The organism is Aeromonas aquatilis, assembly GCF_054052405.1.
In genome coordinates this window covers 69,601-95,534 of record NZ_JBSTYP010000007.1, presented here as the reverse complement: position 1 = coordinate 95,534, position 25,934 = coordinate 69,601, and the positions used below count along the sequence as shown (strand labels likewise).

The 25,934-nt window shown below is 58.2% G+C and carries 21 protein-coding genes and 1 pseudogene; 13 read left to right on the top strand and 9 right to left on the bottom strand.

Features of this window, described 5'->3' with window-relative positions:
* Position 1: 1 nt before the first annotated feature.
* Positions 2 to 391 (bottom strand): type IV pilin protein, encoded by a 390-nt coding sequence (locus ACW5W8_RS04215; protein ID WP_498626551.1) that lies wholly within the window; start codon positions 389 to 391, stop codon positions 2 to 4.
* A gap of 411 nt (positions 392 to 802) precedes the next feature.
* Here ACW5W8_RS04215 and ACW5W8_RS04210 point away from each other — a divergent pair, with 411 nt between their 5' ends.
* The gene (locus ACW5W8_RS04210; protein ID WP_498626549.1) at positions 803 to 2,341 is read left to right on the top strand and encodes an AlkA N-terminal domain-containing protein; all 1,539 of its coding nucleotides are present in this window, start codon (positions 803 to 805) and stop codon (positions 2,339 to 2,341) included.
* Positions 2,338 to 2,811, top strand: a complete 474-nt coding sequence (locus tag ACW5W8_RS04205; protein WP_498626548.1) for a methylated-DNA--[protein]-cysteine S-methyltransferase — start codon at positions 2,338 to 2,340, stop codon at positions 2,809 to 2,811. Before ACW5W8_RS04210 ends, ACW5W8_RS04205 begins: the two co-directional genes overlap by 4 nt.
* 66 nt (positions 2,812 to 2,877) lie before the next feature.
* On the opposite strand, the gene ACW5W8_RS04200 is transcribed toward ACW5W8_RS04205, so the two are convergent.
* From ACW5W8_RS04200 to ACW5W8_RS04190, 3 genes are all read right to left on the bottom strand, one after another.
* Entirely contained in the window at positions 2,878 to 4,737 is a 1,860-nt protein-coding gene (locus tag ACW5W8_RS04200; RefSeq protein WP_498626547.1) for a peptidase U32 family protein, read from the bottom strand.
* Between the two features lie 97 nt (positions 4,738 to 4,834).
* Positions 4,835 to 5,443, bottom strand: coding sequence for a LysE family translocator (locus ACW5W8_RS04195; RefSeq protein WP_041207998.1), 609 nt, complete (start codon positions 5,441 to 5,443; stop codon positions 4,835 to 4,837).
* A 128-nt stretch (positions 5,444 to 5,571) separates the two neighbouring features.
* A complete protein-coding gene (locus ACW5W8_RS04190) occupies positions 5,572 to 6,513 on the bottom strand; it encodes a LysR family transcriptional regulator (RefSeq protein ID WP_498626546.1) in 942 nt (313 codons plus the stop codon).
* Between the two features lie 226 nt (positions 6,514 to 6,739).
* Here ACW5W8_RS04190 and ACW5W8_RS04185 point away from each other — a divergent pair.
* The 11 genes and pseudogenes from ACW5W8_RS04185 to ACW5W8_RS04135 all read left to right on the top strand — a co-directional run bounded on the left by ACW5W8_RS04185 (position 6,740) and on the right by ACW5W8_RS04135 (position 18,957).
* Positions 6,740 to 7,814: pseudogene (locus tag ACW5W8_RS04185) on the top strand (ketoacyl-ACP synthase III).
* Between the two features lie 253 nt (positions 7,815 to 8,067).
* Positions 8,068 to 9,282, top strand: a complete 1,215-nt coding sequence (locus ACW5W8_RS04180; RefSeq protein ID WP_498626545.1) for a methyl-accepting chemotaxis protein — start codon at positions 8,068 to 8,070, stop codon at positions 9,280 to 9,282.
* 9 nt (positions 9,283 to 9,291) lie between these two features.
* A complete protein-coding gene (locus tag ACW5W8_RS04175) occupies positions 9,292 to 9,660 on the top strand; it encodes a response regulator (RefSeq protein WP_005338778.1) in 369 nt (122 codons plus the stop codon).
* Between the two features lie 13 nt (positions 9,661 to 9,673).
* Positions 9,674 to 10,000, top strand: a complete 327-nt coding sequence (locus tag ACW5W8_RS04170; RefSeq protein WP_498626544.1) for an STAS domain-containing protein — start codon at positions 9,674 to 9,676, stop codon at positions 9,998 to 10,000.
* A 22-nt stretch (positions 10,001 to 10,022) separates the two neighbouring features.
* Positions 10,023 to 12,233 carry a chemotaxis protein CheA gene (locus ACW5W8_RS04165; RefSeq protein ID WP_498626543.1) on the top strand — a complete coding sequence of 737 codons (2,211 nt, stop codon included), beginning with the start codon at positions 10,023 to 10,025 and terminating at the stop codon, positions 12,231 to 12,233.
* Between the two features lie 10 nt (positions 12,234 to 12,243).
* On the top strand, positions 12,244 to 14,169 hold the full coding sequence (locus ACW5W8_RS04160) for a HAMP domain-containing methyl-accepting chemotaxis protein (protein WP_498626541.1): 1,926 nt from the start codon (positions 12,244 to 12,246) through the stop codon (positions 14,167 to 14,169).
* Between the two features lie 12 nt (positions 14,170 to 14,181).
* Positions 14,182 to 14,751, top strand: a complete 570-nt coding sequence (locus ACW5W8_RS04155) for a chemotaxis protein CheW (protein ID WP_376901563.1) — start codon at positions 14,182 to 14,184, stop codon at positions 14,749 to 14,751.
* A 43-nt stretch (positions 14,752 to 14,794) separates the two neighbouring features.
* On the top strand, positions 14,795 to 16,546 hold the full coding sequence (locus ACW5W8_RS04150; protein ID WP_498626539.1) for a methyl-accepting chemotaxis protein: 1,752 nt from the start codon (positions 14,795 to 14,797) through the stop codon (positions 16,544 to 16,546).
* A 57-nt stretch (positions 16,547 to 16,603) separates the two neighbouring features.
* On the top strand, positions 16,604 to 17,407 hold the full coding sequence (locus ACW5W8_RS04145) for a CheR family methyltransferase (RefSeq protein WP_498626538.1): 804 nt from the start codon (positions 16,604 to 16,606) through the stop codon (positions 17,405 to 17,407).
* A 3-nt stretch (positions 17,408 to 17,410) separates the two neighbouring features.
* The gene (cheD, locus tag ACW5W8_RS04140; protein ID WP_113739041.1) at positions 17,411 to 17,902 is read left to right on the top strand and encodes a chemoreceptor glutamine deamidase CheD; all 492 of its coding nucleotides are present in this window, start codon (positions 17,411 to 17,413) and stop codon (positions 17,900 to 17,902) included.
* Positions 17,899 to 18,957, top strand: a complete 1,059-nt coding sequence (locus ACW5W8_RS04135) for a protein-glutamate methylesterase/protein-glutamine glutaminase (protein WP_498626536.1) — start codon at positions 17,899 to 17,901, stop codon at positions 18,955 to 18,957. The genes cheD and ACW5W8_RS04135 overlap by 4 nt, the downstream gene beginning before the upstream one ends.
* Before the next feature lie 98 nt (positions 18,958 to 19,055).
* On the opposite strand, the gene pnp is transcribed toward ACW5W8_RS04135, so the two are convergent.
* The 5 genes from pnp to infB form a co-directional block, all read right to left on the bottom strand.
* Positions 19,056 to 21,203 carry a polyribonucleotide nucleotidyltransferase gene (gene pnp, locus ACW5W8_RS04130; protein WP_498626534.1) on the bottom strand — a complete coding sequence of 716 codons (2,148 nt, stop codon included), beginning with the start codon at positions 21,201 to 21,203 and terminating at the stop codon, positions 19,056 to 19,058.
* A gap of 167 nt (positions 21,204 to 21,370) precedes the next feature.
* Positions 21,371 to 21,640, bottom strand: coding sequence for a 30S ribosomal protein S15 (gene rpsO, locus ACW5W8_RS04125; protein ID WP_005326646.1), 270 nt, complete (start codon positions 21,638 to 21,640; stop codon positions 21,371 to 21,373).
* A gap of 130 nt (positions 21,641 to 21,770) precedes the next feature.
* Entirely contained in the window at positions 21,771 to 22,730 is a 960-nt protein-coding gene (gene truB, locus ACW5W8_RS04120) for a tRNA pseudouridine(55) synthase TruB (RefSeq protein ID WP_498626533.1), read from the bottom strand.
* 1 nt (position 22,731) lies between these two features.
* On the bottom strand, positions 22,732 to 23,169 hold the full coding sequence (rbfA, locus tag ACW5W8_RS04115; protein WP_498626532.1) for a 30S ribosome-binding factor RbfA: 438 nt from the start codon (positions 23,167 to 23,169) through the stop codon (positions 22,732 to 22,734).
* 55 nt (positions 23,170 to 23,224) lie between these two features.
* Positions 23,225 to 25,930: a translation initiation factor IF-2 gene (gene infB / locus ACW5W8_RS04110; protein ID WP_498626531.1), complete on the bottom strand. Its 2,706-nt coding sequence runs from the start codon at positions 25,928 to 25,930 to the stop codon at positions 23,225 to 23,227.
* Between the last annotated feature and the right edge of the window lie 4 nt (positions 25,931 to 25,934).

The window sequence follows — 25,934 nt, the reverse complement described above, 5'->3', positions numbered from 1 at the left end:
CTTATGATCCCCAGCAGTCATGACGATTGGCCGCGCGGTAACCGGTCTGATCGAGCGTCAGAGTGCCGCACTCATCCTGTTGTCGCGTCGTTGGAATGGCTTTGAGCAGGTAGTCGCCAGCGTCTTGCTGGCTGTAGCTGAACTGGTAGAAGTCCGTTCTGGAAGGAGTGGCAAATGTGTCGGGATAGCGGCCCTGTTGGGTATAGATACGTTCGAGGGCGAGCGCCTGCTCCAGCAATTGCTGCTGCGCTTCGTAACGACGTCCCTGTTGCAGATAACCCTGATACGCTGGCAACGCGATGGCCGCGAGAATGCTGACAACCGTCATGGCGATCAACAACTCGATCAGACTAAAGCCCCGGCAATGGGGCCATGCCTTACAGTCGTTCACTTATCATCCTTGGCAAGTGTTGTTGTTATTGGTCGGCCTAAGGCCGCAGATGTGATGACTTAATAATCATCAAAAATTAACTGACTCGATTGAACAACACAAAATCGCCACTCTCAATGTAAAAAAGATAATTATGTGATCTGTTATTAATTTTTAAGCAGTTTTCACCGCCACTAATCTCGCTAAGCAAATAAAGCTAGGCCAATCGTGCCTCCGACCCGTCCGTTATGCCCCCTTCTGTCGAGCCGCCATACATGAATAACAACGGAGCGAAGAGTGAAACCCGGCCGAGCAATGAAAGAGCAAAAAAACCTTTGGCCAATTTTTGCTATCCCTGTCCGTTTCTGGCTAGTCACGGCCCCCGAGCCCCCTTACTCTCTTGCCATCTATTCCAGCAAAGCCGCCAACACCATGAATGCAAAGCACAGCCCTGAGTCGTCACCGGATGAGGTGATCAACACCCTCAGCCGCGAACAGTGTCACGCCGCACGGCTCGCCCGCGATGCGCGCTTCGATGGCCGCTTCTTTACTGGCGTGCTCTCGACCGGCATCTACTGCAGGCCAGTCTGCCCGGCACGGCCACCCCACGAGCACAATGTGCGCTACTTCCAAAGCGCCGCGGCCGCCGAGCAGTATGGGCTGCGACCCTGCCTGCGTTGCCGCCCAGAACTGGCCCCCGCCGCCCGTGGCGATCTGCCGGTTGAACTGGCTCGTCTGCTGGCGCGTATCGATCGCGGCGAGCTGGCAGACAGCACGCTCGCCGAACTGGCAGCAGAGAGCGGTATCAGTGAGCGCACGCTACGCCGCCAGTTCGAGGCATACCTTGGCGCCTCGCCAAAACAGGTGGAGCAAACACGCCGCCTGCTGCTCGCGAAACGGCTGCTGACTGAAACCCGGCTGCCCATCACCGATATCGCGTTTGCCGCCGGTTTTGCCAGCATCCGCCGCTTCAATGACGCCTGGCTGAACGCCTACGGACTGGCCCCACGCTCCCTGCGCCAACAAGAGGATCATGCGCCAGAGCACATGAGCGCGCAGCCGCGCGGCGCAACCCTGGCGCTGCAACTGCCCTACCGCCCCCCGTATGACGTGGCGGCCATGCTGGCGTTCTATCGGCTGCGGGCGATCCCCGGGCTGGAGCGGGTAGATGGCGAGGGGTATGAGCGACGCTACCGGGTCGGCGATCAGGTCACGCTGGTGCGTATCGCGCAGGGCAAGGGGCATAGCCTGCAGCTCACCGTCCATGATCTGCCGCTCGCAGCACTGCCCGACCTGCTCTACCGGGTGCGCCGGATGTGGGATCTCGATGCGGATATGCAGCGGATCGGTGATCTGCTCGGTCAGGATCCGCTGCTCGCCCGCTTGCAGGGGCGCTGGCCCGGCGTACGGCTGCCGGGTGGCTGGGACGAATACGAGGTGATGCTGCGCGCCATCGTCGGCCAGCAGGTCTCGGTCAAGGGGGCCATCACCAGACTTGGGCGGCTAGTGGCGCGCACCGAGGCCCAATTCGGGGTGGCGCAACTACCGACCCCCGCCCAGTTGTGCGAACTCGATCTCGACGGCATCGGCATGCCCGGCAGTCGCATTCGCACTCTGCAGGTGCTCGCTGCCGCGCTCGCGAGCGGCACACTTTCCCTGACCACTGCGAGCGATGAACAACTTCTGGCGCTACCGGGCATTGGCCCCTGGACGGTTTCTTACTGGCGGCTTCGCTGCGGGATGGATACCGATGCCTTCCCCGCTTCCGATCTGGTGCTGCAAAAGGCACTCGGAGGCGGTGCCAAGCTGCCGGTAAAAGAGGTGTTGGCGCAAAGCGCAGCATGGCAGCCATGGCGCAGCTATGCGGCCAGCTGGCTGTGGCACGCCATGAGTGAAGCGCCCGATTTGCTGCGCCATGCCACCGGCAACGAACAACAACCAGATACCCAACAACAGGAGATAACCCCATGATCCGCTACGATATCCTGCCGACCCGCTGCGGCGATCTGCTGGTCGCCATCAATGAATCCGGTCTGGTGCACGTGGACTTTGTGGCGGGCCTGCGGGCGCTGCCCGATATGAGTGGCTGGCAGCAAGATCACGAGACTCTGGCCCCCTTCCTCGCCGAATTTGACGCCTATTTTGCCGGTCGCTTGCAGCGCTTCTCCCTGCCCCTTGCCGCCCGTGGCACTGCTTTTCAACAAGCTGTGTGGCAAGCGCTGTGCGACATCCCCTACGGCGAGACCCGCAGCTACAGCGATATTGCCCGAGCCATCGGCAAACCGGATGCGGTGCGGGCAGTGGGCGCGGCAAACGGCCGCAATCCGCTCTCGATCATCGTCCCCTGCCATCGGGTGATCGGCCAGAACGGCAGCCTGACCGGCTATGCGGGGGGATTGGAGATCAAAAAAGCGCTGCTGGCGCTGGAGAGTGGCTATTAAAGGAGGGTAGGCAGAGAGCCTGCGATAAAAATTGCCCCTTTCCGGACGGAGAAAGGGGCTCATTGATCAGCGTTTCAGGCTGCCCATCACATGCATTTCGCAGCGGTTGCAGTCAAAACGCAGGCGGAAGGTGTCTTTGCCCATTTTGAGCTCCAGCGGCTCGGCCTTGAGACCGGGCACCTCGTTCGGACAGAGGTTCTGGCTGTAGCGGATGCAATGCTTGGTGATCATCAGCACCACTTCCCGCTCCTCCTTGTTCGCCTCATAGGCGGGAGCAATCCGCTCCACCCCGTGTTCGCGGAAGAACTGCTCGGCCGCGCTGTTCAGCACATTGCCAAGGTAGGAGAGACGGTGCTGGGGATAGTTGATATCCCGCAGGGCGATGCGTCGCTCGGGGCGCTGGTAGCTCGCCACGCGTGCGGCCTCCAGCGCAGCGATGCCATCCCGGCGCAAGCCGTTGAGCTGTGATGCGGCGATAAATAGCGGGTGAGTGAATCCCAACTCAATCTTGCGCGCCACAAACAGGGTATTGCCGAGCTTGCCAAGTTGATCCCGCGCCTGTTGCAACGCCCGCTCCGGGTTCTCGGCAGGCTGTTTGTCGCAAGGCAGGGTCACCGCGGCGCTGATGCCCTGCTCGTCGGTGAGCGTGAGGCACAAGCCCTCATCGCACTCTGCAAGCACCATATCGACCCGGATGCGGCGATCCGCGCTCGCCTTCTCCAGCATCTTGCTGAACGCCTGATCGTGGTTGCGGTAGATTTCTGTCCCCACCTTTAGCCCCGGCATGCGTTCTGACAGGAGTAACTGCTTACCTTCGACCTTGTTGAGGCGCATACCCACCAACTCGTTATTCGGCTTGAAGAAGCCCAAACCGTCGCCGTTGTTGAGGGTGACCGGTTTGCCATCGATCTCTATACCGTCACGGGTCACCTTGGTCACGCGCCCCAGCGGTTCGCCCACATATTTCGGGCTCTTGGTGGAGTCGATCCCCTGCTGGCGGCCATGGAGGAAGTAGTCTGTGCTGCCGCGATTGAAGCTCTTTTTGGGGTCAGGCGTGAAGCCGTAGCTGCAACGACCCGCAGAGGCAGCCACCAGATCGCTGCGGCTATCCAGAATGGCGTCCAGCTTCTGGCGATACCAGGCGGTGACATTCTTGACGTAGTCGAGCCCCTTGAGGCGCCCCTCGATCTTGAAGGAGCGGATTCCCGCCTCGATCAAGGCCTCCAGGTTGTCGGTCTGATCCATATCCTTGAGGGACAACAGGTGGCTGTCGGCCACCAGCACTTCACCGTCAGGCTTTTGCAGCGAGCAAGGCAGACGGCAGAGCTGGGCACACTCACCGCGGTTGGCGCTGCGACCGGTACGGGCATGGCTGATGTTGCACTGGCCGCTGTAGGAAACGCAGAGCGCGCCGTGGATAAAAAACTCCAGCTGCACATTGGTCGCTGCACTGATCTCGCGGATCTGCGCAAGAGACAGTTCGCGCGCCAGCACCACCTGAGAGAAACCCACATCCTGCAGAAACTTCACCTTCTCCGGCGTGCGGTTGTCAGTCTGGGTACTGGCATGAAGGGCGATGGGTGGCAGATCGAGGGCCAGCAGCCCCATGTCCTGGACGATGAGCGCATCGGCACCGGCTTCATAGATTTGGTGGGTCAGCCGCCGGGCCTGTTCCAGCTCGTGATCGTGCAGCAGGGTGTTGAAGGCGACAAAGACCTGGGCTCCGAAGCGATGGGCGTGGCGCGCCAGCGCTTCGATATCCTCGATGGAGTTGCCCGCCGCACTGCGGGCGCCAAAGGCAGGGCCGCCCATGTAGACGGCATCGGCACCATGGTTGATGGCCTCGATGCCGTAGGCGAGGTTCTTGGCCGGAGCCAGCAGCTCCAACCGGTTGTTGTGGCTTAACGGGTGCTTGTTCTGGTGCATGGTCTCGGGATCAGGGCGGACAGCAAATGGGCGCTACTCTAGCCCATTCACCACCCCCGTGCCTTGATCCCGCTTAAGGTATCCGCAAAATGCAGGATTAGATAACCACCTTAAGTGCCAGTCCAAGCAGCACCAGGCCGCTCACCTTATCGATCACAAAGGATTTGGCTTTAAGCCACGCCAGCACAGGCCCGCGGGAGAGCACCAGCGCCACCAGCACGTACCAGACGGCATCGATCCCGCCCGCGGTGAGCATCATGATGCCCCCTTCGCTCCAGCCGGTATCGGCCCGCACAAACTGGCTGAACAGGGCGATGAAGAAGACCGCCAGCTGGGGATTGAGAAAGGCCACCATAAAACCTTCAAAGGCTCCCTGCCGACCACGCAGCTGGTGAACCTCTTCACTCGCTTCACCACTGGCTGGTTTTGCCAGCAGGGCTTTCACCCCAAGCCAGGCAAGAAATGCGGCGCCGCCGTAACGGATCAGATCAAACAGGATCGGGGTCTGGGTGATCAGGATGGAGAGGCCAAGCGCGGTAACCAGCGCATAGATACCAACCCCGAGGCCGTGGCCAAGCGCAGTGGCGACGCCATGCCCCTGCCCGCCCTGCACCGTGTTGCGGATGATCAGCGCCAGACTCGGCCCCGGGCTGATGGCGCCCATCACGCAGATTGCGGCGAGTGCCAGCCAACTCGTCAGTTCCATGCTTTTCCTCTTTATATGCTCGATATGATGCCCTGCATTCAGGGTACGGGCTGAGCAATTATGCCAGTAGTGAAAGTTATGAATAGATTCCATAACCAATGGCTATGGCACCACACAACTGACTGCGGCTAACCGCCGAGATCGAGCTGCTTGCGACTCTCGCCGACGGTACGTTGCAGGTGATCCCGCAGGAAGGGGTAGGCCAGCTCGCGAAACCAGCGGTGGGCCGGATCCTGATGATGGCGCTGGTGCCACAGCAGATGATACTGCTGGTCGCGGGTAACAAATGGCAGATCGACAAAGGTGAGCTCATGGCCGCAGGAGAGCTGCCAGGCGATATGAGCCGGGGTGGTCATCAGACAATCAGTGCGCAGCAACACCTCTACTGCCGCCTGAAAGAAGGGAACTCTGGCAAACCAGCGCCGACTCAGTCCCTGCGGCGCCAACACCTGCTCAACCGGACTGTCTTTGTCGCCTCCCCCGCTCACCTGCAGGTGAGGCCAGGCGAGATAGTCATCGAGATTAAGCGTCTTGCCTGCCAGCGGGTGATGACGTCCCATCAGCACCGCCAGCCGATCTTCCCCCTGATGCAGACCACGGATCTGATCCGGTACCTGTTCGGTGATGGTAGAGACCAGATCCAGCTCGGACTGCCACAACTGCGGCAGCTGACGTTTGTCCCACAGGCTGTACTCCAGCGCCGCCAACGGCGCCTCGTTGGCGAGCGCGGCACAGATATCGGGCAGGATATGCTGGGCAACATAATCGGAAGAGGCGAGCCGAAATACCCGCTCGCAGCGGCTCGGGTCAAATCCGGGCGCCTCGTAGAGCCGCTCCAGCGCACCGAGAGAATCCGCCAGTTGAGCGGCCAGCGCTTCGGCCCGGGGCGTCAGTAGCCAGCGTTGCCCCTCTCGCACCAGCAACTCGTCATCAAACTCGCTGCGCAACTGGGCAAGCTGCTTGCTGATGGAGGGCTGGCTAAGGTGCAGCAGCTCGGCGGCGCGGCTGATATTGCGGGTCTCCAGCAGTACCTTGAGGGTCGGCAACAAGTTGAGATTGGCTCTGAGCAAGGAGATCCCCTCATCGGTGGTGAAACGCCTATCTTAGGGCAGAGGAGTCCCGCGTTTTAAGCAAAATTTCCAGCCATGCTCAGCACGTTGCAGCCCTTTGCGACCAGATGGCACAGCTGAGCCCCCCGCACATAACCATGACCACAAGATGACAGTGGTTGTCTCGTACGGCATAATTGCACGATTTTCCGCCCGCGGGCGATCCACTTTGAGAAGCGGTAACAAGATGAAATACGCCAATATCACCGGCTGGGGCAAATGCCTGCCTCCCTCCGTGCTGACCAACGATGACCTCAGCACCATCATGGATACGTCAGACGAGTGGATCTATCCGCGCACCGGCATCAAGGCTCGCCGGATCTCCCACGTCAGCACCTCGGATCTCGCTACCCTGGCCGGTCGCCGCGCGCTGGCCTGCGCCGGTCTGGAAGCGAGCGACCTCGATGGCATCATCCTGGCGACCGCTACCCCGGACAACCTGCTGCCAAGCGCCGCCTCTGCGGTGCAGAAGAAGCTCGGGGCCGTCAATGCCGCCGTGTTCGACCTCAACGCAGCCTGCACCGGTTTCGTCTACTCCCTCGCTGGTGCAGACCGGCATGATGAAGAAGGTGCTGGTGATCGGCGCCGAACGCCTCACCTACCTGCTGGATTGGGCGCGCCGCGATACCGCAGTGCTGTTTGGCGATGGTGCCGGTGCCGTAGTGATCGAGGCGAGCGAGCAGGAGTGTGGCCTGATCGCCAACAAGCTGGGCTGTGACAGTGAAGCGCGGGAGATCCTGCACGTACCGAACTTCGGTACTGATCGGGTGCGTTTTGCCGATATCGACGGCCTGTTCACCTTCAACTTCGAAGGCCAGGAGATCTTCAAACGCGCCGTGCGCGGCATGGGTGAAGCCACGAGCACAGTGCTGGCGCAGGCTGGCATTGCGCCGGAGCAGGTCGAGCTGATCGTCCCCCATCAGGCCAACATCCGCATCATCGAAACCCTTGCCAAGCGGATGAACGCGCCGATGGAGAAGGTGATGGTCAACATCGAAAACTACGGCAACACCTCCGCCGCCACCGTGCCCATCGCCCTGTGCGAAGCGCTGGAGCAGGGTCGCGTCAAGCCGAACTCCTATCTGCTGACCGCCGCCTTCGGTGCCGGTCTGACCTGGGGTGCAGCCATCATCAAGTGGGGCGCTCGCGTCACCCCCCTCAAGGCGTGCGATGCCGAACTGCCCCCGTGCGACAAGAGCGCGCTGGAGCTGATTGCCCACGCGGTGGAAGGGTGCCAGAAGGCCCACGCCAACGAGGCTTGATCCTCATCAGGAGCCTGAATCGTCAGGCTCCTTCTCTCCTTTTAATCCCCACCTAGCTCTTCCCACCACTTCGCAAGCCGCTTGATACGGCAATCGCTGATACAAACAAATCCTGTTTGCAGCCAATTTGTTTTTTTCCGCTAACCTTATTGTGTCAACTATAAATAAAGAAAAGAGCTTCAAGGGGCACCATGACTGTTGCAGTCCAGCGCCTTTACCTCTTACCAAATAATTGCACAGGGATAAGCTACGTATGGCACAACACAAAAGTGGCGTGAACACACCGCTTTGGGAACCGGTTTGCTGGATTTGCTGCATCGGGCTTGCTCTGCTCAACTGCCTGTTGCTGCAACTCGCCGATGCGCTGTCACCACTCTACCTGCTGCTCAATGTGCTGGTTGGTATTGCCGCCGCGCTCTGGACATCGAGTCACTTCCACCAGCACACACTCCGACATAGTGCAGGAGAGGAACAAACCGTCGCTACCGATCATCTCGCCCACTCCATCATCGGGCTCGAACAGGTGTGCGAGAAGGCTCTACCTATCTGGTCCCAGCAGATTGAAAACTCTCGTCAACAAACCGAAGCCGCGATGATTGACCTGACTCAACGCTTCAGCGGTTTGGCCAACAAGCTGGAGGAAGCAGTCAATGCTTCTCATCTGGCAGCCGGAGAACTGGGTGATGCCAATTCCCGTGGCATGGCAGGAGTCTTGAGCGAGAGCCAGCTGCAACTCAATGAGGTAGTGGCCATCCTGCACTCCGCCCAGGCCAATCGGGACGCCATGCTGGGTGAGATAAAAAGCCTGACCACCTACACCATAGAGCTCAACACCATGGCCATGGATGTGGCCAAAATCGCCTCCCAGACCAATCTGCTGGCCCTCAACGCCGCCATTGAAGCGGCTCGCGCAGGGGAAGCAGGCCGTGGTTTTGCTGTGGTCGCTGATGAAGTGCGCAACCTCTCCCGCCTCTCCAGCGAAACCGCCCAGAAGATGACCGACAAGGTTGATACCATCAATACTGCTATCGGTCGCGCCTTCCAGATTTCCGAAAATGCAGCCGCACGGGATCACGCCTCGGCGATCAATTCGGAGCAGACAATCGAACAGGTAGTGGCCCGTTTTCGCCATGCCACTGACAGCCTGGCGGAATCCGCCTCCCTGCTGCAAAACGAGAGCACAGATATCCATCGCGAAATCTCCAGCGTCATTGTCTCGCTTCAATTTCAAGACAGGGTCAGCCAGATCCTCAGCCACGTCAGACAAAACATGGAGAGCCTCTCCAGCCATCTGGTTGCTTCGGAGCAGAGCAGCAACGCGACAGGGCCAATCCAGATCGATGCCAATCGCTGGCTGGCAGAGATGGAGCTCTCATACGCCACCGACGAACAGCGCAATATTCACCATGGTCGCACCACCCGTTCTGTCAACGCGCAACCAAGCAGCGCCGACATCACATTTTTCTAGGAGAGAGATATGGGCAAAACGATCCTGATCGTGGATGACTCGGCAACTATTCGCCAAGTCGTGGGCATGACCCTCAAGGGAGCCGGTTATGAGGTCATGGAAGCCTCTGATGGCAAAGATGCGCTCAACAAACTTGATGGCAAGAAGATCAACCTGATCATCAGTGACGTCAATATGCCGAACATGGATGGCATCACCTTCGTCAAAGAGGCCAAAAAGCTGGCCAACTACAAATTTACCCCTGTCATCATGCTGACCACGGAGTCTCAGGACAGCAAGAAGCAGGAGGGACAAGCCGCAGGAGCCAAAGCCTGGGTGGTCAAACCCTTCCAGCCCGAACAGATGCTGGCCGCAGTCGCCAAGCTCATCATGCCGTAATCCGGAGCGCATCATGCAACTACAGAGTGAGCTACTCGACAACAAGGTGGTGGTGACCATGCCGGATGAGATCACCATCTATACGGTCAGCGAGCTGAAAGAGGCCCTTTCGCCCTTATTGCATCAAGGGAGCGAACTGGAGCTGGATCTGGCGGCGGTATCCGAGATAGACAGCTCCGGGCTGCAACTGCTGCTGGCGGCAAAAAAAACCGCGCTGCAGCAGGGCTCCTCCCTTTCGCTGGTCTGGCACAGCCATGTTGTGCTTGAACTGCTGGAGCTCTGCCAACTCTCGGCCTTTTTTGGCGACCCCACCCTCATCACCCATGGCGAACGGCCCTGAGCCAGCATGACAAGGAGTCACCGTGAGCATCGATCTTGATCAGGCTTTACAAACCTATATCGCCGAGGCACGCGAGTTGCTCGAAGAGATGGAGTCAGCACTGCTCTCACTGGAAGCTGACCCTGACAATAGCGAGCTGATTGGCGCTATCTTCCGTGCAGCTCACACCATCAAGGGGTCTGCTGGCCTGTTTGGTCTGCAGCCCATCGTCGGGTTTACCCATATCGTCGAGGATCTGCTAGACCAGATCCGCAATCAGCAGCTCACCGTCACCTCTCCTCTGATTAAGGATCTGCTGGAGAGCTGTGACCATATCCAGACGCTCATCAGTGTCGTTGCAGAACAGGGCAGCACGTTAAGCGAGGGCGATGCCAACCAAGATGAACGGCTGAGGCTCACCCTCACCCGTCATCAGTGCATCCCCCATGCCACGCTGCCAGATACTGTGCATACGCCGGAACCCAAGATCGAAAAAGAGGGAGGAATTACCAGCTCCGCCTCCCTGTGGCATATCTCCCTGCGTTTTGGCCCCGATGTGCTGCGCAATGGCATGGATCCGGCCGCATTTCTGCGCTATCTCAGCACACTAGGAACGATATGTTCGGTGGAGACCATCCATCAGGCGCTACCGGATTGGGAGCAGTTCGATCCGGAGAATTGCTACCTAGGCTACGAGATAGACTTCGACTCGCAGGCAGACAAGACGGCCATCAGCGATGTTTTTGAATTTGTTAGAGATGACTGCCAGATCACCATCTTGCCGCCCCACAGCAAGATCGCCGAGTTCATCAACCTGATCGAGTCGCTGCCGGAAGATAACGCCATGCTGGGGCAGTTGCTGGTCAACACAGGCGCTTTGACCGCAGAGGAGTTAGCAAACGGTCTGCAGGCACAGCAAGCGACCCCGGCAGAACAAGCGCCCAAACTCGGAGAAATCCTGATTGCGCAGGGTGCCGTCAACGAAGCCGTCGTCGATGCCGCCCTGAAAAAACAGAATCAGACCAAGGAGAGCAAGAGCAAAGAGGGCCGTTACGTCAGGGTGCATGCCGACAAGCTGGACGATCTAATCAATCTGGTCGGGGAGTTGGTAGTCGCCAGTTCAGGAGCCAATCTGCTGGCCCAACGCACCCGCGAAAGCCAGCTGCAGGAAGCCACCTCGGTCATTGCCATGCTGGTGGAAGAGATCCGTGACAGCGCGCTGCGCCTGCGAATGGTGCCTATCGGCGATACCTTCAACCGCTTCCAGCGGGTTGTGCGCGATGTCAGTCAGGAGCTGAACAAGGATATCACTCTGGTGATCTCCGGAGCCGAGACCGAACTGGACAAATCGGTGGTAGAGAAGATCGGCGATCCGCTGATACATCTGGTCAGAAACGCAATGGATCACGGTATCGAATCGGCAGAACAACGGCTGCTGGCAGGCAAACCCCCACGTGGCACCCTGAATCTCAATGCCTATCACGACTCCAACAGTATCGTCATCGAAATTCGGGATGACGGCGCAGGTCTCAACAAAGCCAGGATCCAGCAAAAAGCCATCGAGCGCGGTCTAATCAGCCCAACCATCACGCTGACGGATCAGGAGATATACAACCTGATCTTCGAGCCGGGGTTCTCCACCGCCGAGGCGATAACCAACCTCTCCGGTCGCGGGGTGGGCATGGATGTCGTCAAACGCAACATCACTGCCCTGCGCGGCACGGTCGATCTCGACAGCATCCCGGGAAAAGGAACCCGTGTACAGATCCGCCTGCCGCTTACCCTTGCCATCATCGACGGCTTCCTGGTGCGAGTCTGCGACACCCACTACGTCATTCCCCTCGATATGGTGATCGAGTGCGTTGAATTGACCCAGAGTGCACTGTCCGATACCCAGGGTCGCAATTACATCAATTTGCGTGGCGAGGTGTTGCCCTTTATCCGCCTGCAACACTACTTCGATACCAATGGCAGCAAAGGGCGGCGCGAGAACATTGTCGTGGTCAGCCATGCAGGCAAAAAATCCGGACTGGTGGTGGATGAACTGCTGGGAGAATTCCAGACCGTCATCAAACCTTTGGGGAAATTGTTCCAGCGCCTGCAGGGCATCAGTGGTTCAACCATTCTGGGGGGGGGAGAGGTCGCCCTGATCCTCGACATTCCTTCGCTGATCCAGCACGCCATCACTCAGGAATCCTGTCAGCTCAACAGGTTGACAGTGTCGCGCAACCTGCCTCAATCCAGCATCAACTGAGGGGACCATCATGTTAAAAAATTCCACCATCAAATTGCGTCTTATTGTACTGCTCTGCATGCTCTGCCTGCTGCTGCTGGCCGTTGGCAGCCTCGGGTTATACAACATGCAGAGCAGCAATACCGGGTTGCAGCGCGTTTACAACGACAGGGTGGTACCCCTCAAGCAGTTGAAGACCATCTCCGACAGCTATGCCGTCTCGATCATCGACAACCTCAACAAGGCCAATGCGGGGCTGATCCCGGCAGAAGAGGCGTTGAATCAGATCAAACAGGCCCAGCAGACCATCAAGAGCGAGTGGCTGCACTACCAATCCACCACTCTCACCCCGGAGGAGCAGCGTCTGTCAGCCGAGGCGAGCTCCCTGTTCAACGCGGCCGATACCGATATTGGCAAGCTGGAGAAATTCCTCGCCACCCAGCACGGCATAATTGCCGGCATGCTGAACAATTTTGACGGCACCCTCTATGGATCCATCGACCCGATAGGCAACAAGGTCACCGAGCTGGTGAACCTGCAGCTCAATGTAGCCAAGTCGGAATATACCTCTGCACAATCCTGGTATGACGTGATGCTGATAACCATGGCGGTGGTTATCGCAGTCGGCATCGCGCTCGCAGGCTGGTTTGGCACCCTGCTGATCAAAAGCATCATTACTCCCATTGAGCAGGCCCTGCGTGTGGCCAATAGTCTGGCCGATGGCAATCTGGATGTATCGATCAAGATAGAGTCCAACGATGAAGCGGGTCAGCTCTTGATGGCGATGGACAACATGGTCAAGAAACTGGGGGCCTTGATCACGGATATTGAAACGCTGGTAACCGCCGCTGTCGAACAGGGCGACTTCAGCCACAAGATTGCGCTGGAGGATCGTCAAGGCTATATCAAGCGGGTATCCGAGCTGCTGAATCGCCTCTCCCATGTGACAGATACCAGCCTGGAAGATGTGATGCGCATCGCCACCGCGCTTTCCAAAGGGGACCTGACTCAGCGGATCGATGAACCCTACCCCGGGGTTTTTGGCCAGACCAAAGACGGCCTCAACCAGACCATCACTGCACTGACCAATATCATCGAAGAGGTTCGCAACGCCGCCGACAACCTGACCAATGCCTCCAATCAGGTGAGCAATACGGCGCAGGCATTAAGTCAGGCCACCAGCGAGCAGGCGGCCAGTGTGGAGGAGACCAGCGCCTCTATCGAGCAGATGAGCGCCAGCATCAATCAGAACACCGAGAACGCCAAGATCACCGACAGCATGGCCAGCAACTCGGTGCTGGAGGCAACCGAAGGGGGCCAATCCGTTCAACAGACGGTGACCGCCATGCAGCAAATCGCCAAGAAAGTCAGCATCATCGACGACATTGCCTACCAGACCAACCTGCTTGCCCTCAACGCCGCCATCGAGGCGGCTCGCGCCGGGGAGCATGGCAAAGGCTTCGCGGTGGTTGCTGCCGAAGTGAGAAAACTGGCAGAGCGCAGCCAGATCGCAGCGCAGGAGATTGGCGAGCTCTCCTCCGACAGTGTCAGCAAGGCAGAGCGGGCTGGCAACCTGCTGGAGAGGATCGTCCCCTCCATTCGCAAAACCTCTGACCTGGTACAAGAGATCAATGCCGCCTCAGGTGAACAGGCCAGCGCAGCCAACCAGATTAGTCTGGCCATGAACCAGCTTAATCAGGTGACACAACAGAATTCGGCCAGTAGCGAGGAGCTGGCGGCCACGGCCGAAGAGATGAGTTCACAAGCCAGCGAACTGCAGCAAACCATGGCCTTTTTTGCTCTGGAAAAAAGTGCGCAGCTCAACACCTGGTCCCATGAAACCGGCCACAAGGGCATGCCTCCCAGAGGCAGTTTCATCGCCCCCCCACAACGGGCCAGCCAGCCCAATCAACCATCATCCCATTCCATTGATGACGCGGATTTTGTCCGTTTTTAACCGGAGGCGACCATGCATACATCCACCGACATCACGGTGCCATCAGCGGCCGCTGACGAGAACAGTGGCGATGCCCAGTACCTGACATTTCTGATCAACAACGAGATGTTCGCCATCAATATTCTGGGGGTCAAAGAGATCATCGAATACGGCAATATCACTCCGGTTCCGATGATGCCGGGTTTTATTCGTGGCGTAATCAACCTCAGAGGAGCGGTAGTGTCGGTCGTAGACTTGAATGCCCGTTTTGGCAATGCTCCTTCGGTCATCACTCGCCGCAGTTGCATCGTCATTATTGAGGGGATGGCCCCGCAGGGCGATGAACCTGTAGGTCAGGATATTGGCGTTGTGGTGGATTCCGTATCGGAAGTACTGGGTATCCCACAAGCAGATATCGAGCCCCCACCCAGTTTTGGTGCCCGCATCCGGGCCGATTTCATCAGCGGCATGGGCAAGGTCAACGGCAAATTCGTCATCCTCATCGATACCGGGAAAGTGTTGTCACTCGATGAGATGGCTCAACTCAGCGAACTGGCCCAGCCACAGGCAAGGTTGCCACAAGGCAACCTGCAACCCTCCTGAACAGGCCTCCATACTCCACGACATGCAGCATAAGGAAACGCTCATGACCCAATCACTCTTAGGAAAACTCTTCGGAGACAATGCCACCGAAGTGAGGCAGCGGACCCAGTTACTCGGCGCAATCGGCCAGCTGCAACACGCAGTCCTGGCAGAGCAGGTTCCAGCACCACTCGATCTTTCCGGTATGGATAGCCCCTTGCGTGAAGTAGGACATGCCATCAACGAGGTGGTCACCTTGCTCAGTGACAAACTGGAACAGAGCCGCAACGACATTAAAAAGAACCAGGTGTTGCTCCATGAGAATCAGCTGGTTCGCAAAGCCCTCGATTGTGCCAGCACCAACGTGATGATTGCCGATACCAACCTCGACATTATCTATATGAACGAGGCTGTGACCGGCATGCTCAATCAGGCTGAGACCGACATCAAGAAAGAGCTCTACAGCTTCAACGCCAATCAGCTGATGGGCGCCAACATCGACAGCTTTCATAAAAATCCCGGCCATCAGCGCGCCATGCTGGCCAAACTCAACAGCACCTACCGTACCCAGATCCAGCTGGGGGGGCGTACCTTCTCCCTGATCGCCAATCCGGTCTTCAACGATACCGGTGAACGGTTGGGGTCCGTGGTCGAATGGGCCGACAGAACCAAGGAAGTGATGATAGAGAAAGAGATGTCCGATATCGTGCATGCCGTGATCAATGGCGAGCTGCACCGCAGGATGGAACTTGCTGGCAAGAGCGGCTTCTTTCAGGCGATGGGAGAAGGGATCAACCAGATTGCCGACGTTATCGACAGCACCCTCAACGACGTCATCCGGGTCGTGCAATGTCTGGCAAAAGGTGACCTGACCCAACAGATTGAGGCGGACTACCCCGGCGTGTTTGGCACCACCAAGGATGCGCTCAACAAGACCATCGCATCGCTCACCAACATCGTCACCGAAGTACGCGGCGCCTCTGACAACCTCTCCAGTGCCGCCGAGCAGGTAAGCGCGACCGCCCAGTCGATCAGCCAATCCAGCAGTGAACAGGCCTCCAGCATGGAGGAGACCAGCGCCTCCATCGAGCAGATGAGCGCCAGCATCAACCAGAATACCGACAATGCCCAGGTCACCGATGGCATGGCCAGCAAGGCAGCCAAAGAGGCCGTAGAGGGGGGAGAAGCGGTCAAACTGACTGTGGATGCCATGAAGCAAATCGCCAGACGGATTGGCATCATCGATGACATCGCCTACCAGACCAATCTGTTGGCACTCAACGCAGCTATCGAAGCAGCGCGCGCAGGCGATCACGGCAAAGGCTTTGCCGTAGTGGCGGCGGAGGTGCGCAAACTGGCCGAACGCAGCCAGGTGGCAGCACAAGAGATTGGCGAACTGGCATCAAGCAGCGTCGAGATGGCGGAAAAAGCCGGTCGCCTGCTCGATCAGATGGTGCCCTCCATCAACAAGACCTCGGACCTGGTGCAGGAGATCAGCGCGGCCTCCAATGAACAGTCTACCGGCGTCAGCCAGATCAACCTGGCCATGAATCAGTTGAGTCAGGTTACCCAGCAGAACGCCTCTTGCAGCGAAGAGTTGGCTGCCACAGCGGAAGAGATGAGCAGCCAGGCCGAGCAACTGCAGCTGGCCATGGAGTTCTTTACCCTAGAGGCCCACACCAAAGAGGGCAAAGCCACCTCGCACCTTCACCCCACTACCCGAGGGCGCTTCATGAACGAGAACAATGCCAACAGTCGGGAGCGGGCCGCCACCACACAACGCCCCATCAACGACGGCGATTTTGTCCGGTTCTAGTCACGGGAGAGGCATTGCCTCTCCCACATCCGACAACACAGGTAGAGGGACAGGGTTTTGTATCAAACCCAGCTGCATGATGATGAGTTCTCCCGTTTCCAACGCTGGCTTCATCAAACGGCGGGGATAGAGCTGTCTCCGGCCAAGAAGGCGCTGGTTGCCAGCCGCTTGGCAAAACGGCTCTGCCACTATGAGCTGGATAGTTATGACGACTACTTCCAGCTCATCATGAACGATCGCAGCAGCGAACTGCAGCTGGCGCTCGACCTGCTCACCACCAACGAAACCTACTTTTTCAGGGAGCCCAAACACTTCGAGTTTCTGACCCGGGAAGTGCTTGCACGCTTCCCGAGTGAACGCACCTTGCGGATCTGGAGCGCAGCCAGCTCATCCGGAGAGGAGCCCTACAGTCTGGCCATGACCCTCTCGGAGAAACGCGGCACCCTCAACTGGGAGATCCTAGCTTCCGATATCTCGTCCCGGGTGTTGGAACAGGCGATGGGCGGTCGCTACCCCATCGAGCGGGCGCAAAATATTCCACTGCCCTTTTTGATGAAATATTGCCTCAAGGGTGTGGGCCTACAGGAAGGTATCTTCATCATCGATCGCAAGTTGCGGGACAAGGTGCAGTTCATGCAGATCAACCTCAATCAGGATCTGCCGGACATCGGCATGTTTGACGTCATCTTCATCAGAAACGTGATGATCTACTTCAACAAGGAGACCAAAGGGCAAGTATTGCAGCGGCTGGTACCCAGACTCAAACCCGGTGGCTACCTGCTGGTGAGCCACGCCGAGAGCCTGCATGGCCTGCACCACGGCCTGCAGCTTGTCTCTCCTTCCATCTATCAGAAGAGATAAGTCATGGCTCGGGAGGTGATCCTGCAACCGGGAGAGCTCTTCTTTGGCAAGGAGGATGTGGTGGTCAGAACCGTACTGGGCTCCTGTATTGCCATCACCCTGTGGCATCCGGAGCAGAAGCAGGGAGGAATGTGTCACTACATGCTGCCAAGTCGGCGCAATCCCTCTGCCAAGCTGGATGGGCGCTATGCCGATGAGGCCCTCGCCTTGCTGCTGCAAGCGGCCAGTCACTATCCCGCCCCCATCCATGAATATGAGGCCAAGTTGTTCGGGGGTGGCAACATGTTTACCGAGCCTCAATACGCACAGAGCGACAACAATGTCGCCACCAAAAATATTCAGGCAGCCTGGCAGCTGACCCGACACCTTGGCCTTGATATCAAGGCTCATCATCTTGGCCATAGCGGCCACCGAAGCTTGCTCTTTGAGCTCAGCAACGGCAGTGTCTGGCTCCGCCATCATCGTCTGCCACATCAACGGGAGTCGCGAGAATGAAGCAGATCCGGGTCATGCTGGTGGATGATTCCGCCGTGGTCAGACAGGTATTGCAAGCGGTGCTGGAGCAGGAGCCTGATATCCGGGTGATCGCCACGGCATCGGATCCCCTGTTTGCCCAGGAAAAACTGAAGAAAGAGTGGCCTGACGTCATCGTGCTCGATGTGGAGATGCCCCGTATGGATGGCATCACTTTTCTCTCCAAGATCATGGCAGAGCATCCAACCCCGGTGGTGATCTGCTCCTCCCTCACCGAAAAGGGGGCCGAGACAACCCTGCAGGCGATGGCTGCCGGCGCGGTGGACATCATCACCAAGCCGACCATGGGGATAAAAAGCTTTCTGCAAGAATCTGCCCACGACCTAGCCATGGCGGTACGTGCTGCGGCCCAGGCCAACCTCAAGCGCGTGGGCAAGTCCTCATCTGTGCCGGTCAGCACCAAGCTCAACGCGGATGCCATGTTGGCGCCCAACCAGCACGCCATGGCACAAACCACCGAGCGGCTCATCGCCATCGGCACCTCGACCGGCGGCACCCAGGCGCTGGAAGCCGTGCTGACAGCCTTGCCCCGGGTCAGCCCCGGCATTGTCATCGTGCAGCACATGCCGGAAAAATTTACCGCCATGTTTGCCGAACGCCTGAACGGGGTCTGCCAGATAGAAGTTCGGGAGGCGAGGAACAATGACCGGGTGATCCCGGGGCTGGCGCTGATTGCCCCCGGAGGCAAGCATATGCTGCTCAAACGCAGCGGTGCCTACTATCACGTCGAGGTAGTCGACGGGCCGCTTATCAACCGCCATCGCCCCTCGGTGGATGTGCTGTTTCGCTCCGTCGCCAAATATGCCGGCAAGAATGCCACCGGCATCATCATGACCGGCATGGGGGATGATGGTGCCCGAGGGTTGCGCGAGATGCTGGATGCGGGTGCCAACACCTATGCCCAGGATGAGGCCTCCTGCGTGGTCTTCGGCATGCCCAAGGAGGCGATCAAGCTGGGAGCTGCCCGCCATGTGCTCCCCTTACAAGAGATGCAATACGCCATCCTCGGCAAGTAATCCCTTATCGCGCGTTTTGAACATAAAAAAGTCCGGCTCCCCAAGGGGCGCCGGACTTTTTACATCAACCGGAACCAATCCGGTATCAGGCGAGCAGATTACTCTGCAGCAGGCGCCTCTTCAGCGGCCGGAGCGGCGTCAGCAGCAGGTGCAGCTGCTTCGGTCGGGGCGTTCGCTTCCTTGATGGAGAGACGTACGCGGCCCTGACGGTCCACTTCCAGTACCTTCACCTTGACCACGTCACCGATGGTCAGGTGGTCAGCCACGTTCTGCACGCGAGCGTCGGTGATCTGGGAGATGTGTACCAGACCATCTTTGCCCGGCAGAATGTTGACGAATGCACCGAAATCGGCCAGACGGACAACTTTACCTTCATAGATGCGGTTCACTTCGATCTCGGCGGTGATGGCCTCGATGCGACGGATCGCTTCCATGGCGGCTTCGTTGGCCACGGCGGAGATACGTACTGTACCGTCATCGTCCAGCTCGATGTTGGTGCCGGTCTCTTCGGTCAGCGCACGGATCACGGAACCACCCTTACCGATCACGTCCTTGATCTTCTCAGGATTGATCTTGATGGTGTGGATACGCGGTGCGAAATCGGAGATCTGGGCACGGGGAGCCTGAATAGCTTCATCCATCACTTTCAGGATGTGCAGACGAGCGCCACGAGCTTGCTTCAGGGCAATCTCCATGATCTCTTTGGTGATGCCTTCGATCTTGATGTCCATCTGCAGCGCGGTCACACCTTCGGTGGTACCGGCTACTTTGAAGTCCATGTCGCCCAGGTGATCTTCGTCACCCAGAATGTCGGACAGTACGACGAAACCTTCTTCTTCCTTCACCAGACCCATGGCGATACCGGCAACGGAGGCCTTGATCGGCACACCGGCATCCATCAGCGCCAGAGAGGAACCACAGACAGACGCCATGGAGGAGGAACCGTTGGATTCGGTAATTTCAGACACCACGCGCACCACGTACGGGAACTCGGCGGCGCTCGGCATCACGGCAGCAACGCCGCGCTTGGCCAGACGGCCGTGACCGATTTCACGACGCTTCGGGCTACCCATCATGCCGGTCTCACCGACGCAGTATGGCGGGAAGTTGTAGTGCAGCATGAAGCGATCGGCACGGTTACCGGTCAGCTCGTCGATGTTCTGGGCGTCACGCTCGGTACCCAGAGTGGCAACCACGATGGCCTGAGTTTCACCACGGGTGAACAGGGCAGAACCGTGAGCACGGGGCAGGATGCCGGTGCCAACAGAGAGGGCACGGATCATTTCCGGATCGCGACCATCGATACGTGGCTCACCACGTACAACGCGACCACGCACGATGCGGCTTTCCAGGCTGTGGAACTCTTCGCCGATCTTCTTGGCATCTTCTTCCACGCCAGAAGCGATGACAGCTTCAACCACACGGCCCTTGATGGCAGCGATGGTTTCGTAACGCACAGCCTTCTCGGTGATGCGGTAGGCTTCACCCAACTCGGCGCTTGCCAGCTCGGCAACCTTGGCTTTCAGCGCTTCGTTGATGGCAGGAGCAGTCCAATCCCACGGCTTGGTGCCGACGGCAGCAGCAAACTCGTTGATCGCATTGATCACGGTCTGCATCTGGTCGTGACCGTATACCACGGCGCCCAGCATTACCTCTTCGGAGAGGATGGCCGCTTCGGACTCAACCATCAGTACCGCGTTGGCAGTACCGGCAACCACCAGATCCAGATCGCTCTGCGGCAGTTCGGTGGTGGTCGGGTTCAGCACATACTGACCGTTCATGTAACCCACGCGAGCAGCACCAATCGGGCCGCCAAACGGGATACCGGAGATGGCCAGTGCAGCAGAGGCACCGATCATGGCAACGATGTCGGGGGATACGGCCGGATTCACGGACATGACGGTCGCAACGACCTGAACCTCATTGAGGAAGCCTTCCGGGAACAGCGGACGAATAGGACGGTCGATCAGACGGGAGATAAGGGTCTCGCCTTCGCTCGGACGGCCTTCACGACGGAAGAAACCACCCGGGATACGACCAGCAGCATAGGTACGCTCCTGATAGTTGACGGTCAGCGGGAAGAAATCACGGCCGTGATCGGCCTCTTTCTTGCCAACTACGGTCACAAATACGCAGGTATCGTCCATGCTGACCATTACGGCCGCAGTGGCTTGACGGGCCATCACACCGGTTTCCAGAGTGACGGTGTGTTGACCGTACTGGAATGACTTTACAATAGGATTCACGTGAATTTCCTTTTTACAATTTGGCTCTTTAAATTCGCGCACAAGTATACTTGATTCGATGCAAAAGGTAAGCGGCGACGCGAATTCTGTGAGGCAGGCAACGGCTTGAAGAGCAATAAAAAAGGGGAACCTGACGGTTCCCCTTTTTCGCGAAATCTGATGGTCGATTAACGACGCAGACCCAGCTTGGCGATCAGAGCAGCGTAACGCTGAACGTCTTTACGCTTCAGGTAGTCCAGCAGCTTACGACGCTGGGAAACCATGCGCAGCAGACCGCGACGACCGTGGTGGTCCTTGGAGTGCTCTTTGAAGTGACCTTGCAGATGGTTGATCTGGGCAGTCAGCAGGGCAACTTGCACTTCGGGGGAGCCAGTGTCGTTGGCGCAACGAGCGTTGTCAGCAACGATGGAAGCTTTGATCTCAGCATTTAGAGACATGGTATTACTCCGGTAGAGTGTTTAAAGGTTCACAGCCAATCTCTAATTCAGCCGTGAAATGAGGGCGGTATCATAATCGTCCCGGACGCTTTACGCAATCATAAAGCGTCCGGGTACCGCCAGAGGAGGATCACTCCTCGTCGCGATCGTCGTGATAACGCACCAGTCGCTTGGGCGCGACGCGGCCATCATCATCAATCTCGCCAACCCCGATGAACTCGCGCTCCGGGCCGACCGTCATGCGAACCTGACCGCTTTGCGGCGCGCCGGCCACCTGCACAGCCTGGCCCTGATTCACATAGGCAGCCACAACGGCCAGCATGTTCACCTCGGGCAGGGATGCCACGGCGGTATCCATCGGCAGCAGCAGCGGATCCAGCTGCTCGCGCGGCGGGATGCTCTCGGCCTTGGCCTGCTCGAAGATGCACTCGAGCTGCTCCAGAGTCAGCATCCGATCATATGGATAGCTGGCAACCTGGGTACGACGCAGTTGGGAGACGTGAGCACCACAACCCAGCACTTCACCCAGATCATCCACCAGAGAGCGGATGTAGGTGCCCTTGCTGCAGTGCACTTCGAGGCGCACTTCATCACCTTCAAAGCTCAGCAGTTTGAGCTCGAAGACGGTGATGGGACGGGCTTCACGCTCGATCTCGATGCCCTCGCGGGCATATTCGTAGAGCGGACGGCCGTTGTGCTTGAGCGCGGAGTACATGGACGGTACCTGCATGATCGGACCGCGGAACTGGTCCAGCGCCTCGATCAGGGTACCGACAGCCACGTTCACCGGACGGGTGGAAACCACCTCGCCGTCGGAGTCGCTGGTGTTGGTGCGCTCGCCCAGTTTGGCGGTCACCTCATAGCGCTTGTCCGCTTCCAGCAGATACTGGGAGAACTTGGTGGCCTCGCCGAGGCAGATCGGCAGCATGCCAGTTGCCAACGGGTCCAGGGCGCCGGTGTGACCGGCCTTGGCGGCGTTGTAGATGCGCTTGACCTTCTGCAACACATCGTTGGAGGTCAGGCCGGTAGGCTTGTCCAGCAGCAGAATGCCGTGCACATCACGGCCCTTGAAACGACGTCTTCGGGTCATCTCAGGCTTTATCCTCAGTCGTGTCATCCGGTGCAGATTCAGCTTCTTCGTCACGGCCGGATTCGGCCATGCGACGCTTGTCTTCACGCACAGTGTTGGTCACCAGGTTGGAGAGACGCATCCCCTCGACCAGGGTCTGGTCGTAGTAGAAACGCAGCTCTGGCACTACGCGTAGACGCATGGCGCTACCCAGCAGGCTACGGATATATCCGGCTGCTTCGGTCAGACCCAGCAAGCCTTCCTTGATGCGCTCGGCATCATTTTCCAGCTGCAAGAAGGTGACATATACCTTGGCATAGTTGAGGTCACGGGACACTTCCACATCGGAAACAGTCACCATGCCAATGCGCGGGTCTTTCACCTCGCGCTGCAGGATCAGCGCGATTTCACGCTGGATCTGCTGTCCGACCCGACGGGTCCGGCTGAATTCTCTGGCCATATTCTATCCTGCGATAAAAGGGGGCCGCGGCCCCCTATTTTGTCTAACTCTCGGCTTACAGAGTCCGTTTGATTTCAACAGTCTCGTAAACTTCAATCTGGTCGCCTTCGCGCACGTCGTTGTAGTTCTTGACCGCGATGCCACACTCGTAGCCATTGCGAACTTCGTTGACGTCATCCTTGAAGCGGCGCAGGGATTCCAGCTCGCCTTCATAGATAACCACGTTATCACGCAGAACACGGATACGGTTGGAACGCTTGACCACACCTTCGGTAACCATACAGCCGGCAACAGCGCCGAACTTCGGAGACTTGAAGACGCTACGCACTTCAGCCAGACCGATGATCTCCTGACGATACTCAGGGGCCAGCTTGCCGCTCATGGCCTGCTTGACTTCGTCGATCAGGTCATAGATGACGGAGTAGTAACGCAGATCCAGGCTCTCGGATTCGATGACCTTGCGCGCAGATGCGTCGGCACGGACGTTGAAACCAACCAGGATGGCGCTGGAAGCAGCAGCCAGGGTCGCGTCGGTTTCGGTGATACCACCTACGCCAGAACCCACGATCTTCACCTTCACTTCGTCGGTGGAGAGTTTGACCAGCGCATCGCAGATTGCTTCCACAGAACCTTGTACGTCAGCCTTGATCACCACGTTCACTTCGGACACTTCGCCCTCGGTCATGTTGGCGAACATGTTTTCCAGCTTGGCCTTCTGCTGGCGAGCCAGCTTGACTTCGCGGAACTTGCCCTGACGGTAGAGCGCAACTTCACGTGCTTTCTTCTCGTCACGAACAACGGTGGCTTCGTCACCGGCAGAGGGAACACCGGACAGACCGAGGATTTCCACCGGCAGGGATGGACCCGCTTCCTTGATCTCGCGACCCAGTTCGTCACGCATGGCGCGAACACGACCGTACTCGAGACCACACAGAACGATGTCGCCCTGACGCAGAGTACCTTCTTGTACCAGTACGGTAGCAACCGGACCACGACCTTTATCCAGGAAGGATTCGATCACGACGCCGTTGGCCATGCCATCAACCACCGCAGTCAGTTCCAGTACTTCGGACTGGATCAGAATGGCTTCCAGCAGATCGTCGATGCCTTCACCAGACTTGGCTGAGACGTGCACGAACTGGCAGTCTCCACCCCAATCTTCGGACATGACGTTGTAACGGGCCAGTTCGGTCTTGACACGATCCGGATCCGCTTCAGGCTTGTCGATCTTGTTGACCGCAACAACCAGCGGCACACCGGCCGCCTTGGCATGCTGGATCGCTTCGATGGTTTGCGGCATCACGCCATCATCGGCAGCAACAACCAGAACCACGATATCGGTCGCCTTGGCACCACGAGCACGCATGGAGGTAAACGCCGCGTGACCCGGAGTATCCAGGAAGGTGATCATGCCACTGTCAGTTTCGACGTGGTAAGCACCGATATGCTGGGTAATACCACCGGCTTCGCCAGCAGCAACCTTGGCTTTACGAATGTAGTCGAGCAGCGAGGTCTTACCATGGTCAACGTGACCCATGATGGTAACGACCGGTGCACGCGGCTTGGCTTCGGAGGTCTCGTCACGATCGGACAGTACCGCCTCTTCCAGCTCGTTCTCACGACGCAGCACAACCTTGTGACCCATCTCCTCGGCGACCAGCTGAGCAGTCTCCTGGTCAATCACCTGGTTGATGGTGGCCATGGCACCCATCTTCATCATCGCCTTGATGACTTCAACACCCTTGACGGCCATCTTGTTGGCCAGTTCGGCCACAGTGATAGTCTCGCCGATGACGACGTCGCGGTTCACCACGGCAGCCGGCTTGTTGAAACCGTGTTTCATGGCGTTCGGGGTAGCCACCTTGCCACGCTTGCCTTTACGGGCACGCGGATCACGGGAGTTGCGATCATTGCGATCATCATCGCGACGACCCGCCTTTTTCGGGGCCTTGACAGCGGCGGCTGCAGTACGGCGGCTGGTCTCTTCTTTCCGATCCAGCTCGTCTTCTGCGGCCTGCGCATGCTTGTTGGTGGTCAGATGGTAGTCGCTGCTCTCTTTGGCGCGAGCGGCCTCTTCTTCAGCCCAACGGGCCGAGTTCTGTTCCGCCATGATGCGAGCCTCTTCGGCTTTCTTCGCGGCGAGTTCTTCAGCTTTTTTCAAAGCTGTTTGTTCCTGTTGGCGCTTCAGTTCTTCTGCTTCGCGCTTGGCCATCTTTTCTGCCTCTTGCTGAGCTGTGCTACTGGCTGCTTTGGCGGGCTGTGAAGCCTGTCGAGCCTTTGATTGTGCCTCGATCCGCGCCTTTTCCTCAGCTTCACGACGAGCCTGCTCAGCCTCACGGCGAGCCTTCTCTTCAGCGTCGAGGCGAGCCTTCTCTTCGGCCTCGCGACGAGCTTTTTCTTCTGCTTCCAAACGCGCTGTTTCCTCGGCTTCCGCCTGACGCTGTTCATCTTCCAGCGCCGAGCGTCTTACATAGGTGCGAGACTTGCGCACTTCTACCTGCACTTCCTTGTTCTTGCCGCCAGTCCCCTGAACACTGATGGTGCTCTTGGTCTTGCGCTGCAAGGTCATGCGGGCAGGAGCGGCGACCTCGTCACCTCCATGCTGTTTCTTCAGGTGTGCCAGCAGAGCCTGTTTCTCAGACTGGCTGACCATGTCGTCGGCCTTGCTCTTGCTGATACCGGCATCGACAAACTGCTGGAGAAGACGATCAACCGGTGTGTCGATGTCAGTGGCAAGTTGTTTGACTGATACTTCTGCCATTCAT

Excerpts from the sequence above, each read along its gene's own strand:
- rbfA (WP_498626532.1), bottom strand. The coding sequence starts at position 23,169 with ATGGCCAGAGAATTCAGCCGGACCCGTCGGGTCGGACAGCAGATCCAG.
- ACW5W8_RS04155 (WP_376901563.1), top strand. The coding sequence starts at position 14,182 with ATGCATACATCCACCGACATCACGGTGCCATCAGCGGCCGCTGACGAG.
- ACW5W8_RS04180 (WP_498626545.1), top strand. The coding sequence starts at position 8,068 with ATGGCACAACACAAAAGTGGCGTGAACACACCGCTTTGGGAACCGGTT.
- ACW5W8_RS04175 (WP_005338778.1), top strand. The coding sequence starts at position 9,292 with ATGGGCAAAACGATCCTGATCGTGGATGACTCGGCAACTATTCGCCAA.
- ACW5W8_RS04170 (WP_498626544.1), top strand. The coding sequence starts at position 9,674 with ATGCAACTACAGAGTGAGCTACTCGACAACAAGGTGGTGGTGACCATG.
- ACW5W8_RS04150 (WP_498626539.1), top strand. The coding sequence starts at position 14,795 with ATGACCCAATCACTCTTAGGAAAACTCTTCGGAGACAATGCCACCGAA.
- truB (WP_498626533.1), bottom strand. The coding sequence starts at position 22,730 with ATGACCCGAAGACGTCGTTTCAAGGGCCGTGATGTGCACGGCATTCTG.
- cheD (WP_113739041.1), top strand. The coding sequence starts at position 17,411 with ATGGCTCGGGAGGTGATCCTGCAACCGGGAGAGCTCTTCTTTGGCAAG.
- infB (WP_498626531.1), bottom strand. The coding sequence starts at position 25,930 with ATGGCAGAAGTATCAGTCAAACAACTTGCCACTGACATCGACACACCG.
- ACW5W8_RS04160 (WP_498626541.1), top strand. The coding sequence starts at position 12,244 with ATGTTAAAAAATTCCACCATCAAATTGCGTCTTATTGTACTGCTCTGC.
- ACW5W8_RS04210 (WP_498626549.1), top strand. The coding sequence starts at position 803 with ATGAATGCAAAGCACAGCCCTGAGTCGTCACCGGATGAGGTGATCAAC.
- rpsO (WP_005326646.1), bottom strand. The coding sequence starts at position 21,640 with ATGTCTCTAAATGCTGAGATCAAAGCTTCCATCGTTGCTGACAACGCT.
- ACW5W8_RS04205 (WP_498626548.1), top strand. The coding sequence starts at position 2,338 with ATGATCCGCTACGATATCCTGCCGACCCGCTGCGGCGATCTGCTGGTC.
- ACW5W8_RS04135 (WP_498626536.1), top strand. The coding sequence starts at position 17,899 with ATGAAGCAGATCCGGGTCATGCTGGTGGATGATTCCGCCGTGGTCAGA.
- ACW5W8_RS04200 (WP_498626547.1), bottom strand. The coding sequence starts at position 4,737 with ATGCACCAGAACAAGCACCCGTTAAGCCACAACAACCGGTTGGAGCTG.
- ACW5W8_RS04195 (WP_041207998.1), bottom strand. The coding sequence starts at position 5,443 with ATGGAACTGACGAGTTGGCTGGCACTCGCCGCAATCTGCGTGATGGGC.